At 40.7% G+C, this 15,414-nt stretch carries 15 protein-coding genes and 1 tRNA gene; 7 read left to right on the top strand and 9 right to left on the bottom strand.

What is annotated here, in order from left to right:
* Positions 1–7: 7 nt before the first annotated feature.
* The gene (locus tag LX99_RS15355; protein WP_211319033.1) at positions 8–640 is read right to left on the bottom strand and encodes an HAD family hydrolase; all 633 of its coding nucleotides are present in this window, start codon (positions 638–640) and stop codon (positions 8–10) included.
* Between the two features lie 66 nt (positions 641–706).
* On the opposite strand from LX99_RS15355, the gene LX99_RS15350 reads away from it, so the two are divergent.
* The 5 genes from LX99_RS15350 (at position 707) to LX99_RS15330 (ending at position 3,445) form a co-directional block, all read left to right on the top strand.
* Positions 707–780: transfer RNA gene (locus LX99_RS15350), tRNA-Ile, on the top strand.
* Positions 781–1,096: 316 nt separating this feature from the next.
* A complete protein-coding gene (locus LX99_RS15345; RefSeq protein ID WP_109608680.1) occupies positions 1,097–2,347 on the top strand; it encodes a site-specific integrase in 1,251 nt (416 codons plus the stop codon).
* Between the two features lie 69 nt (positions 2,348–2,416).
* Positions 2,417–2,782, top strand: coding sequence for an ORF6N domain-containing protein (locus LX99_RS15340; protein ID WP_109608679.1), 366 nt, complete (start codon positions 2,417–2,419; stop codon positions 2,780–2,782).
* A gap of 95 nt (positions 2,783–2,877) precedes the next feature.
* A complete protein-coding gene (locus tag LX99_RS15335) occupies positions 2,878–3,156 on the top strand; it encodes a type II toxin-antitoxin system RelE/ParE family toxin (protein WP_109608678.1) in 279 nt (92 codons plus the stop codon).
* Positions 3,140–3,445 carry a helix-turn-helix domain-containing protein gene (locus tag LX99_RS15330; RefSeq protein ID WP_109608677.1) on the top strand — a complete coding sequence of 102 codons (306 nt, stop codon included), beginning with the start codon at positions 3,140–3,142 and terminating at the stop codon, positions 3,443–3,445. Before LX99_RS15335 ends, LX99_RS15330 begins: the two co-directional genes overlap by 17 nt.
* 194 nt (positions 3,446–3,639) lie before the next feature.
* On the opposite strand, the gene LX99_RS15325 is transcribed toward LX99_RS15330, so the two are convergent.
* From LX99_RS15325 to LX99_RS15290, 8 genes are all read right to left on the bottom strand, one after another.
* Positions 3,640–4,929 carry an HlyD family secretion protein gene (locus LX99_RS15325; RefSeq protein WP_109608676.1) on the bottom strand — a complete coding sequence of 430 codons (1,290 nt, stop codon included), beginning with the start codon at positions 4,927–4,929 and terminating at the stop codon, positions 3,640–3,642.
* 1 nt (position 4,930) lies between these two features.
* Positions 4,931–7,114 (bottom strand): peptidase domain-containing ABC transporter, encoded by a 2,184-nt coding sequence (locus LX99_RS15320; RefSeq protein WP_109608675.1) that lies wholly within the window; start codon positions 7,112–7,114, stop codon positions 4,931–4,933.
* A 9-nt stretch (positions 7,115–7,123) separates the two neighbouring features.
* Entirely contained in the window at positions 7,124–8,134 is a 1,011-nt protein-coding gene (gene gwsS, locus LX99_RS15315) for a grasp-with-spasm system SPASM domain peptide maturase (protein WP_170122719.1), read from the bottom strand.
* A gap of 128 nt (positions 8,135–8,262) precedes the next feature.
* Complete coding sequence (gene gwsG / locus LX99_RS15310) at positions 8,263–9,252, bottom strand: grasp-with-spasm system ATP-grasp peptide maturase (protein ID WP_109608673.1); 990 nt, start codon at positions 9,250–9,252, stop codon at positions 8,263–8,265.
* Between the two features lie 59 nt (positions 9,253–9,311).
* Positions 9,312–9,491, bottom strand: coding sequence for a bacteriocin (locus tag LX99_RS15305; RefSeq protein WP_109608672.1), 180 nt, complete (start codon positions 9,489–9,491; stop codon positions 9,312–9,314).
* A 56-nt stretch (positions 9,492–9,547) separates the two neighbouring features.
* Positions 9,548–9,967, bottom strand: coding sequence for a hypothetical protein (locus LX99_RS15300; RefSeq protein WP_146203143.1), 420 nt, complete (start codon positions 9,965–9,967; stop codon positions 9,548–9,550).
* Between the two features lie 11 nt (positions 9,968–9,978).
* Complete coding sequence (locus LX99_RS15295; RefSeq protein ID WP_109608670.1) at positions 9,979–10,911, bottom strand: DUF6624 domain-containing protein; 933 nt, start codon at positions 10,909–10,911, stop codon at positions 9,979–9,981.
* A 702-nt stretch (positions 10,912–11,613) separates the two neighbouring features.
* Positions 11,614–11,895 (bottom strand): winged helix-turn-helix transcriptional regulator, encoded by a 282-nt coding sequence (locus LX99_RS15290; protein ID WP_245927936.1) that lies wholly within the window; start codon positions 11,893–11,895, stop codon positions 11,614–11,616.
* A gap of 187 nt (positions 11,896–12,082) precedes the next feature.
* Here LX99_RS15290 and LX99_RS15285 point away from each other — a divergent pair, with 187 nt between their 5' ends.
* Together LX99_RS15285 and LX99_RS15280 are read left to right on the top strand one after the other, a co-directional pair.
* Positions 12,083–12,763 carry a Gfo/Idh/MocA family oxidoreductase gene (locus LX99_RS15285; RefSeq protein WP_109608669.1) on the top strand — a complete coding sequence of 227 codons (681 nt, stop codon included), beginning with the start codon at positions 12,083–12,085 and terminating at the stop codon, positions 12,761–12,763.
* A 33-nt stretch (positions 12,764–12,796) separates the two neighbouring features.
* Complete coding sequence (locus tag LX99_RS15280) at positions 12,797–15,304, top strand: tetratricopeptide repeat protein (protein WP_146203142.1); 2,508 nt, start codon at positions 12,797–12,799, stop codon at positions 15,302–15,304.
* The last annotated feature ends 110 nt before the right edge of the window (positions 15,305–15,414 follow it).

Below are 15,414 nucleotides of genomic sequence, written 5' to 3'. Positions count from 1 at the left end.
GCATTTATTAAATTAAGTGCTCCCTTTTTGCAAATAGCTGGATAGTGTCGGGCGCGGTCATCAAAAAGGTTTGGATACCTAATTTTTTGGCCGCTTCCAAATGTTGAGGGCTATCGTCTATAAATAGTGTTTCTTCAGGTTTCAGGTTGTTTTCCTGCAATACCTGCTCAAAAATGGCAGCCTCCGGCTTGCGCTTGCCTGTAAGATGCGAATAATATGTTTTTTCGAACAGGTGGTCGTTGCCATCAAAACCAAAATCGGTTTTAAGATAGTTCATGATATAATCGTAGTGAATGGCGTTGATGTTGCTCAACAAAAAGGTGCGGTATTTGTCTTTTAGTTGAAGCAGCAAATCGTGATTACCTTCGGCAATACCAACCAAAATACTGTTCCAGGCGGCATCAATTTGCTCGTCGGTAAGAGTTGGATTACCTGTTTTTTCTCTTACATATGCCCTGAACTCCTCCGGAGTAACCTCGCCCCGGTCAAATTTATCAAAAATTTCGTCCTGTGCTTTGTGCCCAAAAAAAGTTTCGGGGTTGGCTATACCTAACTGATTCCATGATTGTTGAACACGTTTAAAATCGATACTGAAGATGACGTTGCCGTAATCGAAGATGATATTTTTGATATTTTCCATAAAAAGAGTTTGAGATATGGGCGCAAATATGTAAAATTGCACCCGCAAACAAAAACAAAAATAACCGCGCCTATAGCTCAGTCGGTTAGAGTAGAAGACTCATAATCTTTTGGTCCCTGGTTCGAGCCCAGGTGGGCGCACAAAAAGCAGTTTTTCAAGAACTGCAAACCCTCTAAATCGCTGATTTAGAGGGTTTTTCATTTTATTCCGATCCTTTTCAATCCTTACGAATGCACACTTTGGAACACCAATCCGGCGACCTGAAATATGTTTTTACATTTAGGTCGCTCAAACGCTCTAATGGATTGTAGTACAGTATTTTAAGTGAGTTTAAAAAGATCCGAAAGGACTCAAAAGTACTGGAATTCTTATTTCCTGCGGCGACCTGCGAGCGACCTGAAAAATGACGGTTTCAGGCGGTAATTAATCATTTATTCATTTAAAAACTGTTTAAAGATGAAAACATCGCAGTCATTTGGTGTGCATTTCACCATCAAAAAAGAAAAAGCTAAGGACGGAGTGACCAATGTTTACGCCGCCGTCGTGATCAACAAAGAAAAGGTGCTCTTTGCCCTAAAGCATTATGTAAAGGTCGACAACTGGGACAAGGGACGTGGCGGCTTGAAGGTCAAAGTTCCCGAAGCCAAAGAGACCAACGCCTACCTGGAGCAGGTCAAATTCACCATCACTACTTATTATCAGCAGTTGCAGATCGCCGGTAAGGAAGTTACACCGCAATTGCTCAAGGCCATGTTTCTGGGGGAAGAAACGGAGCAGACCTATTCGCTTAGCAAACTGATGGACTACCATTACGAGACCGCCTCTGCGGCCCTGACCTGGAGTACCCTAAAGCATTATGCAGTTACACGCCGTTACCTGGAAAAATTCCTGAAAGAAAAGCGCAATACGACCGATATCAGGATCAATGATATCGACTATAAGTTCATCATTGACTTTGAGACCTATCTCCGGAACCATAAGCCCAAAGACCATCAAAGACCGATGAATAACAATGGCGTGATGAAACACCTGATCCGCCTGCGTAAAATGACTACACTGGCGTTGAAACTGACCTGGATATCCCGTGACCCATTCAAAAACTATAAGTTCAGATACAAAAAAGTGGAAACCGCCTTTCTTAACCAGAAAGAACTTGATTCGATTCAAGGGAAAGATTTTGCCATCGACCGGCTGAATATCGTTCGTGACCTCTTCGTTTTCAGTTGTTATACCGGGCTATCTTATGTGGATTTGATAAATCTGAAAGAAAGCAATATCACAGCGGGTGAAGATGGAGCGCAGTGGATCAAACTATTTCGCCAGAAAAGTAACGAGCCGACCAATATTCCGATACTTCCTGTCGCGCAGCGAATCTTGGAGCGTTACCGAAACTCAGACCGCGCCGAGATCGCAGGTACTCTCTTCCCAAATCTGTCTAATCAAAAGGTGAACAGTTACCTGAAAGAGATCGGCTTTATGAATGGGATAAAGAAGGTGCTCACCTTTGGTGTTGCGCGTCACACATTCGCAACCACGGTCACGCTGTCCAATAACGTCCCTATTGAAACTGTGAGTAAGATGATGGGACACACCAAGATCGCTACCACCCAGATCTATGCCAGGGTGCTACTAAAAAAGATCAGCGATGACATGGGGCAACTCAAAAAGATCATTGAGAAAAATCAGACAAGCAACGAAGAAGACTAACAAGGCAACAGTTGCATTTTCTGCAACAGTTGCTTAAACCTGATTATTCAAATTATAAGAGATCTTAATATGTCAACACCATCAAAGCTTATAGAACTATTGACCGGTAAGGTATTCAAGGTTCGCAACCAAACGGTAGTATTTGATTTCGATGCTGCCGCATTATATGAAGTAAACGTATCTGTTCTGCATAAAGCGGTGACCAAACACTCGAAACGTTTCCCACCCGATTTTATGTTTTGGCTCACCCCGGAAGAGTGGATAGACATTGCCGAGCAAATTTCGCCGGGCTTGTCCGCAACGAAGCCGCTGCCGCCTTTAGCATTCACCAACAGCGGGCTGTTCATGCTGTCTGGTGTATTAAAAGGACCACGTGCGGCCCGAATCAGCGTCCTGATCATCGAACAGCTTTTTTCTTATAAAAATATTATCTAACAAGTTGCCCAATTGGGCAACTTTAATTAAATTTGTATGAATAAAGTAAGAGAAATAGTTTTTTTGAACATTACTTTCAGGATTTTTATAAAGGTCTGAGGCAACCTGTGAGGAAAAAGATCGACTGGATACTTCTATTAATACAGACTCATATCCGGGTACCGGAAAAATATCTTAAACACCTTAGCGGAACGGATGGTCTGTACGAAATCAGAATTCAAGCAGGAAATGATATATTCCGGATATTCTGCTTTTTCGACAGTGGAAGGCTGATTGTGTTAATGAACGGTTTTCAAAAGAAGACAATGAAGACGCCAGTGACTGAAATTGAAAAAGCTGAAAGAATAAAAAAGCAATATGAAAACGCAAGATAAGAATGTAACTACATTTGACAAACATTTGGATCGCGAATATGGCGTACGTGGAACACCAGAACGCGAGCAATTTGAAAAAGAAGCTGAGGCATTTATACTCGGTGCCATGCTGAAAGAGGCCAGACTTTCCAGAGGGTTGACTCAGGAACAACTTGCAGAAAAATGCGGTACTACGAAAGCGTATATCTCTAAGGTCGAGAATAACCTAAAGGACGTGCGCTTGTCTACGCTTCAAAACATTGTTGAGAAAGGCTTGAACGGTCACTTACGATTATCCGTCCAATTGTAGTCCAGTTACGCAATGCCTTACAAAAAGTTCACAATATGTGAACTTTTTGTGTTTTTGAGCGATCGTGAAACCAACGGCCACTAATCAGTCTTACAAAAGGCTACCGTTTATTCATGATCTTTAAAAGATCCAATAAATTTTGGTTTATAGCCATACTTCACATGATTTTTTAGTTCCCCGTTCAGCACCTTATTTCAGTATTTATTCATACCTCTGATCAGGTTATATTTAAACCTTTGAAATAAAGTGGCGTTTTTCGTAATAATCTCCGCATCGGCAAGCATCCCTTGTTTTAAAGTGATCTGATTGCCTCTTTTGTCAATCCTGTCTATATCTACAAATGCAGAATAGAGGCTGTCTTTTGAAGGAATGTCAGTAATAGACCTAATTCTTCCTTTTAATACTCCATATTCTTCAAATGGATAACTCCTTAGTTTAATTAATACTTGTTGGCCTACACGGACTTTTCCCATATTATATTGAGGAACATACATTTCTCCCAGTGTTTCCTTCCCCCGGTTATAAATATAAAACATAGTCTGTCCTGAACTTACAATTTGATTTTCCTGCAAAAGCCCGTTAAAAATCAGGGTACCCTGTTCCGTGGCGGTTAATACATATTTAGCGCGCCAGTCCTCACATTGACTGATCATACTGTTGATGGCTTGTAAGAACTTAGACTTTTCTTCAGCCAACTGATTATTTAACTCAAGCAGTTCCTTTTGTTTCGCCGCTAACTCGCTCCGATTATTAATTAAAGAATTTTCTGTTTGCATTAACGGCATCTTCTTATTTAAATATTTACTCTGCTGCTGCCTGAATTCTGCTGCTGCCTCAACTTTTTGATCCATCAATTTTTGATGCATGGTAAATTCATCTTCAGCAATCTTAAGATCTTGTTGCTGAACTGCTTTTTGCGCTGCCAACTGAGTTTGCTGACTAGCCAGATTTTTTAAATCCCGATACACTAATTCTCTTTTCTTTAAATATATACCATCGCCAATTGACGCATTGTAAGCTAACAAAGCTTCCTGAAATACTTGATAGGCGCTTTCCAATTCTCCTAAGTTTTCGCCTTTTGAATTGGGAATGAGATGATTAGGGTCGATAGTTCCACTTAACAGACACTCCCGCGAACGTTTCAATCCTTCCATTAGTTTTAGAACTTCGTCATGATTGGCTATGCTTTCTAAGTATGCGATGACCTGGCCTTTAGAGACCTGATGATTGTCTTTGACGAACAGTTTCACGATTTTACCGCTGACCTTTGCCGGAAGTGGTTTAGCATTGTTTTCCGACGAAACTTTTAAGTTTGTTCTGACAACGTCCGGGTAACGGATAACTGTAGAAAGGATAAGCAGCCCTAATACAAAAAACCAGAATACAGTAGTGCCCCAACGCACGATCCATGAAGGCACTTTGTAAATGATATCGTTGATGTCTTCACTATAAACCGGCTGATGATTTTTTATAATCGATTCCATATCAGACCCCTAACTCAAGTTGATTTTTGACAAGATTAAAATAATGTCCTTTCATTAAAGTCAATTCGTCATGCGTGCCCTGCTCTAAGATCCGCCCCTTATCCATGAAGATGATATTGTCGGCATCCCTAACGGTACTTAGACGATGAGCAACAATTACAACGGTCCGGTTTTCGAAAAACTCTCTTAAGTTATTGGTAATTATCCGTTCATTATGGGCATCGAGCGCATTGGTTGCCTCATCAAAAAAAAGGTAATGAGGATCCTTATAAACAGCTCTGGCGATCAGGATGCGTTGCCGCTGGCCCTGACTGATACCGTTTCCTTCAGCACCAATTTTGGTATGGAGGCCCAATGGAAGGGTGTCAATAAAATCGCCGATGTTGGCGACCTTTATCGCATGTTTCAGTTTAGTATAGTCAGGATATTGATCTCCGACTGCGATGTTTCGTTCAATTGTATCAGAAAATATAAATCCGTCCTGCATCACTACGCCACAACTGCTCCGCCATGTTTTATATGCAATTTGATTAAGTTGCTGGCTTCCGACAAGGATTTCGCCTTTTTGAGGTTCATAAAAACGGAGCAATAATTTTAATAGTGTCGTTTTTCCGCTCCCGCTCATACCAACAATGGCGGTGGTTTTCCCTTCTGGAATTAAGAGATTTATGTTTTTCAATACGGGATCATTTCCTGCTGATGGATAGAAAAATGTAAGGTCATTAATTGAAATATCTTTGTTGTCAGGTAGTGCGTTATTAAAAGTACGGTCAATTGGTTCTTCATCTGATAATTGATGAATTTCATTTAATCGCTCCAAACTGATTCGCGCGTCCTGGAAACCCTGTATAAAACCCAACAATTGGTCTACGGGGCTGTTCAATTGGCCGACAATATATTGAATGGCGACCATAGCACCTAATGATAACGAGCCGTCAATTACGGCTTTGGCAGTTAAAAATGTTATTAATAAGTTCTTGCTTTCGTTGATCAAGGTCGCCCCTCCTTGCTGATACTGACTTAATGCAAGGCTTTTGACATTAAATTTGAACAATCTTGCCTGGAGGTGCTCCCATTCCCAGCGCTTTGTCTGTTCACAATTATTAAGCTTTATTTCCTGCATTCCGTTAACCAATTGCACAACGTTGCTTTGGTTTTTTGACGCGACTTCAAATGACTTGTAATTAAGTAAACGGCGTCTGCCGAGAAATGCCGTGATCCAGACTATATACAGCCCGCTTGCTATTGCAAAAACTGAAAAAATGGAAGTTTTATAATAAATCAATATAAAAGAAAACAACAATAGATTGACAAGGGAAAAGAGGGTAGTAAGTGCCGAGCCGGTCAGAAAACTTTCAATTTTCTTTTGATCGTTCATGCGCTGCATGATATCCCCGGTCATCTTGGTATCGAAAAAGCTTATCGGAAGCTTCATCAACTTAATCAAAAAGTCCGTTAATATAGAAATATTCACACGCGTGCTGATATGCAGCAGGATCCATGACCTGATAAATTCAACAGATACCCGGCCGATGATCAGAAATATCTGGGCGAGCAGCACGATCTGAACGAAATTCAAATTCCGTGTATTAATACCAATATCAACAATGGATTGCGTAAGAAAAGGAACAATAAGCTGTAGCAAACTACCCAACGCCAACCCCGATAGTAATTGAAAAATCAATTTGCGATAACCGATCAGATATAAAAACAGCGACGACCAACTGACCGTGAATTGTTCGCCTTCATCTTGTTCATGAAATTGGGGAGAGGGGCTTAGTAAAAGCGCAATTCCTTCAAGTGCCTCTTTATCGCTGATCCAATTCTGTTTGATATCGGCGCCCGTAAGTTTAATTAAACCAGCGGCCGGATCGGCCACCCAATAAGTATCTCCTTTAATTTTATACAAGACAACAAAATGGTTTTGCCTCCAGTGCAAGATCGTCGGCAACTCAATCTCTTTTAAATCTTTAAAGGTTACCTTTACGCCCAACGTGCGGAAACCAATTTTTTCAGCTGCTTCGCTAACTCCTAATAACGAAACGCCACTCCGATTGATCTGGCAAAGGTCCCTCAATTCCTGTAGTTTAATGTTCCGGCCATAATGCTTAGCGATCATCCTTAAGCAGGTCGGCCCGCAGTCCATTTGATCATACTGCTTGTAAAAGTCGAATCTTTCCGCCATACAGGTTTATTAATTCCATTCACAGGTTATCGGATTATAACTGCATCTTAAAGGTTTATCGGTTGCGTTCGGAACGAATGCTCTGCAATCAGTGCACATGTACCGGAATTCGCAGACGCGGCAAATGCTAATTTTGTCTTTATTAAGTGTCCAGCATTCTCTGAACGCTTCTGAATGGACGACCTGCTTTAGGTCACTGTCATTAATCAGACCGTAACTTTTTGTCAGCGACGGGCAGTTTCTGATATTCCCGAATTGGTCTACCGCTACCTTCCTGTTCAGGCAGGAATTGAACTGCAGACTTTCAGTAAACATGGGGATGTTTACTGAAAAGTACGCAGGCGAAATAATACCGCAATGCGATTGATCACTGATTACCTCTGCCGTAAAACGGACATACTGCGCGAATGGACGGTAATCTTCAGAATCGAAAAAATCCAAATTTCCATGAAAATCAAAGACTGTAATGCTTTGAATCTTCTGAAATTGCCGGTAAAGATTGACGTAATAACCGGGGGGCTGTGAAGGATCATATGGAATAAGCACTTCAACTAACATATCGAGATCATTTAAAGCCCCGAGCAACTCGAGAGCCATACGATGATCGTATCCGGGGAAAAAACGGAATTGTAAATGAGTACATCCAAGATCATTGAGATCTCTTAAAATACCGGTATAATCTGCAATATCGAACCGTGCCGACCCGATGTCAATAATCGCATTAGTTATGGTGGCCGGCATATCCCATTCCAGGTTCAAATCCGGAAAGCATGCCAGTTCATTAGGTCTGTCAGTCAATAAAATATATTCTTTTTCGAGTAAGAAATGAATATATTCATCCAAAACATGATGGAACTCGCTGGGCGTGTCGCCAAATACCTGGGCTAATTCCTGTTTGTTATATTTACTTATCAGATCAAACAGGTCGTTAGGTATAAAGTCGAAGGTTTCTCTATACAGATCATAAATGATCGATCTGCTATAGCCTTTCACAGGGATGCAGTTAGCGACCATAACCATATAATCATCCGGTTTATACCTCATTTGTCTTGCCTTTTAAAATTTTAGAAATAGGTTTATAAAATGGCTTGGCAAGGAGTTCTCCTCGATAATTCATTAGAGGGACTTTTTTAACCAGTACTGGCTTGTCACTTACCCTTACATCTATGACCTTCGTTGAGAGTAACATCATATTCTGCTCCATGATTAATAAGATGATTAGCAAGTTTTTTTTCCAAATGATAATTGCATGGTTTAGATACCATTCCAAATTGACCGATAGGATTGATCTCCAAGAAAATGTAGTGATGATTGTTATCTAAAATCAGGTCAGCTGACCCCGAGTTTAAGTTTAACTTGGTGAATACTACTTTTAAACGATCCTCAACTTCCCCCGGCAGTTGGTAAGGAATAGCCCGATTAGGAAGTTCATGATCGTATTTTCGATAATCTGTTTCCGTTTTTTTGTTGCCCTGAGATAAAATTGCCATCGAATAAAAGCGGCCATCAAAATAAAACGCTCTTATTTCATAACGTTTTGAAATCCTTTTTTGCAATAAGCTCGGAAAGAAGGAATCAGCGAACCCATTGATATCCTGATCACTAACCTGCTCCGTATAGGCCATTTTAATTGTACCCGTATTTCGGATAAGGAATTGCGACCCCATGATTTTAGTAATGACTTCCCTTTCATTTTTCAGGTAGTCTAATGCGTATCCCTTATTTCCGGTTACAAATGTTCGCGGAATATTCAACCCGGCATCCTGTGCCAGTTCCAGGACATATAGTTTATTCACAAAGGCATATAGAAAGTTGTTAAGGCAGTGTTTTTTGGTATCGAGATACTTAAATAAGTAATTGTTAAGCACTTTAGACTCTGTATCTATTATTCCTTCGTAATTCTCTGCTACGGACTTTCTGAAATTAAAGCTTCCCCGTCTGTACCAAAGTACGCTAACCTTGCTAAGGGGAATTTCATTTCCCTGTACATCGAGAATGACCTCCTTATTCAGATCGAGCATCTTAATATTCAGAACATCTTCACCGTTTATCCTGAAATGTGGAACATTATACCGTTTCAGCCATTGCATCACTTCGTATGTTGACTGATCGTTTTTTTCGGAAACAACAAGTATCATATCAAAAGCGCTTTATAACTTGGGAAAGAAAGAAGGTACTGCTATGCAGTACCTTCTTTTTAAGTGTAGATTGGGCCAGACGGAGCATCCTCTGATACCGAGTCGTCCCAATGTGAAGGGACTTCGTCGTAGCCATATGTCCAGATGGACTGTGTTGTTGGCTGCTGAAGACCTCCCATAACATTTTTTAATTCTTCTTTTTCTAAAGTCTTAAACTTTTTAGAGTTTAACGCTTCCATGAATAATTAAATTAAATTGAAGTTATGCCTACTCTTACAGGTTTTCGGCTTCCCCTTTACAAGCTCTTGTTTAACAGTTGGAATCCCGATTTTATCTCTTTCGTTTTAGTCAGGTATTTGGTTTCGGCTTTATCCCGGTAGTTGATTACCAGTTTGATTTGATTAGGTGCGATGAATGTGGCGGTAAAAGGATATTTATCAGCAAAAGTTATCGAACCGTCTACATAATCAATTTTGTCGTTACGGATCTTAAAATAACCGATATAATTATGCAGTTCCCGGATCACATTTACCTTTCCGCCCGGAAAGAAGATCATCCTGAATGTCCGGGCGGAATCGGTCTCATTATTCTTTTCGCTCCATTCCCCGTATATTGAATTAACCTTATTCATTACACCACCTGTGCTGTTATGATTATTTCTGTGAAAGGGCATACTGAAAGCTCCCAATATGCAAAGCATCAAAATCGTTTTCATAATTAAATGAATTAATAATTAGTTATACCCCACTGTTTAGCATACGTTTCTATTGGCGGCAGGCCGACAGCGGCACGCCGCTCATTCACGTGCTCTTTATCCTTAATCGGCACAAATGAAAATTTATTGGTCTTTTCATCTTTGTTTAATTGGGTACCATAGGTTTGATAATGATATTTCGCAGATTCGATCTTGTCCTGTAGATAAGCAAGGTTTCCTTTGGATGCTGCGTTTTTTTCAACCGCCTCTTTGAGCATAGGAAAATACCTTTCCATTGTGTTAAGGTCGGCATGTATTATCACTGCGAAGAGTGTTAAATTGGCTGTGTTACCCACCTTGTCTGGCCCAAGCCACCCGTATTTATCCAGGATTGCAGTTACTTGCTGCCGGTTTACCTTATCCTGCGCTTTCATGCTATCTAACAAGGACTGCATTTGCGGCGATTTAAAACCGAATTTATTTTGAATGCTGTCGGCTTTACGGCGGTAATATTGGTCCGATGCGAAAATAGCTTCCAATTCCTTTTTTACAGGTTGATTATACTGAGCTTCCAATGCAGTTTTATTATTTCGAACTATGGTCATTAAATCTTTCCATCGGGAATCCTTATGAATAGAAACAAGATCAGAATCGATAGCAAGATGTTGTTCATCCGCGTATTTACCGGCACTGGCCACTTTGAACAAATGAAAGAACGCGCTGTCCGGCTTACCAGATCTCGCCCAGGCACAGGCAGCATTATAACGGTCGTTCAGTATAGCTCGCCCGTTGAATGTACTAAAGGCTTCATTGTAGGTTGATGCCGACAGTTGATACTTTTTTTCCTGGAATAAAGTATCGGCTTGTTTAACCAATTGGAAATATGCTGGTGGCGGGCTGGTTTGAGCAAATATATCGCCGGAAAATAATAAAGCCAGGCCGATGAGATATAAACTATATTTCATACCATAAACTTTAAAATATTAACTATCTAAAAATATATATGCATTTATTAACGAATAATTAATAATCAAAATTATTTCGCTGCAAACTTGTCGTCAAGAGCTTTAACATTTTTTAACAATTCAGTTTAAATTCAAAGGATATTGGTTTAACAACATTTAGAAATTTTGGACTTTAAAAACGCTTAATGGCTAATTAAAAGTTATCAGGTTTGTACCCAATCCGCAAATTGGCGGAGCAAAGATTACTGACGAACGGCCGGCATTGGGTATCATACTTTGCAAAGAGGACAACAGTCAGTGGTTGAGTTTACCTCACCGCTCGACAACAACAAATATTTAGCAAGGAATATGTGCAGCCCTTTATATGTTACTGATTTGATTTAATTCAAAAGTTTTATTCTGATCCTGGCATTAATAACCCCGCCATCTAACCGAGCCTAAATACCTTAAAATCGGCGTACGCACTGGTCCTGAATAGATCAACTCCCACTTGCTTTACCCCTGGTCGGTCAGGTTTCCTGCATTGCAAAAAAATATCCGTATCCTTCCATCTTTAGAACGAACAGGCTAAATGTCCGGTAATCACACGCTGTAGTTCTATTATCAAAATTTTGCGATTCGGTATAAAACACCTTTGGCCAGTTGATTTATACCTACGATCCAATTTTGTGCTGTTTTCAGGATGCGCTTTTTTTGCCCATGTTAATCGGTAAATATGATTGATTGCTTATGTTTCAAACCCCAATGACGTATATGATCGCAGATGGGGAGCAGGTCCATTGCGATCTCCGTAAGGGCATATTCCACCCGGGGCGGAATCTCCGCGAATACCGTTCTTGTGATCAAGCCGTCATCTTCCAACTCCCGCAACGAAAGGGTGAGCATCCGTTCGGTAATGTTGGGAATAACCTTTTTTAACATCCCGAAACGGTTTTGCCCCTTAGAGATGAGGTATAGTATGGGTAGCTTCCACCGTCCGCTCATTAAGCGTACCGCATGGGTGAGGTCACATTCCGCGAGAAACTTCCGGCTAGCCTGATTGGTAGAGCTTTCTTTGACTTTGGTCATTACTTACAAATTTGTATGTATCATACAACAGGTTGTATACCTCCAAATGTACTCGTTTTGCTTTACCATTGCATTATGAAATCAGCAAAAATCAGGGGTCGGGATTATTGGACTAAACCCCGAAAGCCAATGGGCATCCCGTTCACATATACCCGCATTAGCCATACTGAGCGATGAGTACGAAATCACCGGTGTTGCTAACAGCAATTACAAAAGTGCCCAAAAAGCGGCAGCATTTTTTAAAATTCCGAAGGCTTATGAAAGCGCTTCCACTTTAATCCATTCGGAAGATAATGACCTGATCGTTATTACTGTCAGAGTGCCTTACCATTATGAATTGGTTAAAGTCGCTTTGGAGGCCGGGAAGCATGTTTATTGCGAACATCCCTTGGGCAACGGCATCGAAGAAACCCGTGATCTTGCTGCCATCGCTGCCTCAAAGGATGTTGTAGCAGTGGTGGGTACCCAGATGGTTGTTTCGCCCGATGTGTTGTACCTGGAAAAATTGATCAGGGAAGGCTATGTGGGAAAAGTCCTGTCGACCACCCTGATCGGTTCAGGCGGCCCCAGCTTTACCGGTGAAACGGTAGCTGCTAATTATTATCTTTCCGACAAAACCAATGGTGCAACCATGCTCACCATTCCACTTGCACATACTTTGTCTGGAGTAATGAAGGTACTGGGCGAATATGATATATTATCTTCGCTAATGCTGAACAATTTCCCTGACGTTAAGATCAGGGACACCGGTGAAACGAAACCAAAACAACCGAAGATCAGATAATGATTATGGGGAGGTTAACATCGGGAGCCGCCGTTGCTGTCCATTACCGGGGATTATAAACATTGTCTTGATGTTGCCCCGCAATGTAAACGCATGTTCCTGATGTCATCTCGGCTATGCGGTCCTAAAAACTATAAACGGCTGAATGCAGCAGCTGCTTGGATTGGTGCAAAGCTTGACAAAGACATCTATGTTTTTGACGCAAGATGGATGGCGACTTATATTATTGATGCGATACTCGAACCACAAGATATAACAACGTTGGAGCTACTGGAACCCCATCTGGTATTTTTTGAGCAAATACGTATTGAATTTGGCTATAGCCATGATCTGCCAACGCTACCTAAAGACAATTGGGCACGCCCGAAACCGGTTGTGGATGTATTGACCTTATTAGATAAGCATCAATATGTGCAAATTCATGGAATGAGCGGCATGGGCAAAACCTACCTTGCAGTTCAGGTATTCAACGAGTTAAAGAAAGCAGATACTGAACGGATGGTGATATGGATTCCCGGTAATACGGTCGCAAATGCGGAAAGTCTCAGCTACTTAAAGATTGAACGATATGCAGTTCCACAAAATATTTTAGGCATAATCAAACGCTTTAAGTGCGTGGTGATTATAGATAGTTTGGAAAGCAATGTCGAGGATGTTATTAAACGTATCGAGCAAGTCGGGGCAACCAACTATCGGCTAATTGTTACCTCGCAGACCGAAGCAGAGTTGATTTCTGTTTATGATATTCCACCATCGGATGATGACTTAAGCGGTAAAATATTAAACGCCGGGCTGCAAAAAGCATGTCCGCCACACGTTTATCAGCAAATCATTGCTTCAATTGGTGGACACCCTTTTCTGCTGGATCAGATTAATATACTTGTTAAAAAAGAGCAGGTCAGCTGGTCAAAAGTTCTGCGAGAAACAGATACTTTGACTGCAAGCACATTTGATAACCAAGCCTTTTATGATCGGTTATTCGTTCATCATCTGAAAACCGCATCCCAGGAACTGGGAATTCTCAAATGGATTGATGCTAAAGAAATTGATGAATCTCTGCTAATGGCATTGATCGGTAAAGTTGGTATTAAAAAGCTACGGGCAAGGAACTTCTTCAATGCCTACCGCAATGGCGCTTTTGTTTTGCACGATATTGTACTGAATAGTCTGCGAGCAACTACCATACAATTTGATGAAAATATAATTGAAAGAAAACTTGCCGATAGGCTTAAAAACCTATATCATGATTTCGATCCTGCATACTATCGAATAATACACGCGCATAAAGCACTTATATTTAGGTTACTGGAGAAGCTAAAAAAACATGACATTTATAAATATTCCTATCTGATCTCTGTTCCGCTGGCCGATTATGATGAAAGGATCGTACCAGCTACGTCTGAGGAAGAACTTAGCATGGCTTTTCGCAATTTCAGGGATGATGATTACTTTTTGATCATGTCATGGATCGAGCAAACAGAAAAAGAATTCCGGATTATCAAAGCCCAGGACAGAGATGCGACGGAACCTTTTTTGACGCCACGTATTAAAATTATAGAAGACTTACTTGCTGTTACAAACCGGTTAACAGCAGAAGTACATCGTGATATACGAAATCATTTAGGGAAATTTTTAAGAGACATTGACGACCGGGCAAGAGCAATTCAAGTATTCGAAAGTATTATTGCTGAAAAATCAGACTTTTGGGCGGCAAAGTTTCATTTGGCAAAATTATACCGGAAGGATAATCAAGATTTAGCGCGTCAGTATTTGTCTGAAATAGTGCACGCATATACCGCCGAAAGTCAGATATCTCCGACAATTGTTCTGGCATCATTTAAGGAATTTCGATCACATAACGAATTGGACCAGCTATTACCCAAATTTATAGATTCCTTCGAGCAATTACTTGAGCAAACTATGGTAAGCCGGTTTGATCAGCCCTACGAAGTTCTTGGAGCACTTGCATCACGCATACAATTCAAAATGCCGGAAAAAATGATTGCATTGGCCGCAATGCTTCCCATACCTGCTGAAGATGCTATCGAAAATTACACGCTTTTTGATGTAGGCATGATCTATCTTAACACAGGAAAAGCACATCAGCAACTTGGTTTCTCTGATAAGGCAGAAGAATTTTATCGCCAAGCCACTGCTTACTATGCGAAGCTAACAGGTGCCAATGCTTTTCAATTGCGTGCAATTGCAGAAGCGTATTTATTATTGAAAGATCCTAATACAGCATTGACAAATTTAAATGCGATTCCTGAAAGAAATCAAGATGAGTGGTATCATTTTACATTGGCTAAAACCCTTAAAATGTTGCAACGTTATGAAGAAGCTAAAGCAGCTATCGAGGTAACGGTCAGCAGAAACAAACAGGATAAACATATTTCTACGTTTCACCGTGAACGAGGGTCTATCCGCTACCACTTAAACGATCCCGATTATCGCCAAGATTACGATCATGCGATTGCACACTGCGATGATCAACAATTCATTGACATAATGACAGATGAATTGAAACTGTACAGCTACTAATTATTCCCCTTACATTAAAAGTATACAAAGGATAACTGAACATTATCATTGTTAATAGATGTCAGATAACCTCTAAGGGTTCTGTTATTCCATTACCAACCAATATCTAT

It is taken from the genome of Mucilaginibacter oryzae (assembly GCF_003148845.1).
Taxonomy (GTDB): Bacteria; Bacteroidota; Bacteroidia; order Sphingobacteriales; family Sphingobacteriaceae; genus Mucilaginibacter; species Mucilaginibacter oryzae.
Note: the sequence above shows the minus strand (reverse complement) of the source record. Positions and strands in the feature narration are given on the sequence as shown.

What these genes read in the sequence shown, in the direction of transcription:
- LX99_RS15355 (WP_211319033.1), bottom strand. Translation starts at nt 640, where the DNA reads ATGGAAAATATCAAAAATATCATCTTCGATTACGGCAACGTCATCTTC.
- LX99_RS15345 (WP_109608680.1), top strand. Translation starts at nt 1,097, where the DNA reads ATGAAAACATCGCAGTCATTTGGTGTGCATTTCACCATCAAAAAAGAA.
- LX99_RS15340 (WP_109608679.1), top strand. Translation starts at nt 2,417, where the DNA reads ATGTCAACACCATCAAAGCTTATAGAACTATTGACCGGTAAGGTATTC.
- LX99_RS15330 (WP_109608677.1), top strand. Translation starts at nt 3,140, where the DNA reads ATGAAAACGCAAGATAAGAATGTAACTACATTTGACAAACATTTGGAT.
- LX99_RS15325 (WP_109608676.1), bottom strand. Translation starts at nt 4,929, where the DNA reads ATGGAATCGATTATAAAAAATCATCAGCCGGTTTATAGTGAAGACATC.
- LX99_RS15320 (WP_109608675.1), bottom strand. Translation starts at nt 7,114, where the DNA reads ATGGCGGAAAGATTCGACTTTTACAAGCAGTATGATCAAATGGACTGC.
- gwsS (WP_170122719.1), bottom strand. Translation starts at nt 8,134, where the DNA reads ATGGTTATGGTCGCTAACTGCATCCCTGTGAAAGGCTATAGCAGATCG.
- gwsG (WP_109608673.1), bottom strand. Translation starts at nt 9,252, where the DNA reads ATGATACTTGTTGTTTCCGAAAAAAACGATCAGTCAACATACGAAGTG.
- LX99_RS15305 (WP_109608672.1), bottom strand. Translation starts at nt 9,491, where the DNA reads ATGGAAGCGTTAAACTCTAAAAAGTTTAAGACTTTAGAAAAAGAAGAA.
- LX99_RS15300 (WP_146203143.1), bottom strand. Translation starts at nt 9,967, where the DNA reads ATGAAAACGATTTTGATGCTTTGCATATTGGGAGCTTTCAGTATGCCC.
- LX99_RS15295 (WP_109608670.1), bottom strand. Translation starts at nt 10,911, where the DNA reads ATGAAATATAGTTTATATCTCATCGGCCTGGCTTTATTATTTTCCGGC.
- LX99_RS15290 (WP_245927936.1), bottom strand. Translation starts at nt 11,895, where the DNA reads ATGAGCGGACGGTGGAAGCTACCCATACTATACCTCATCTCTAAGGGG.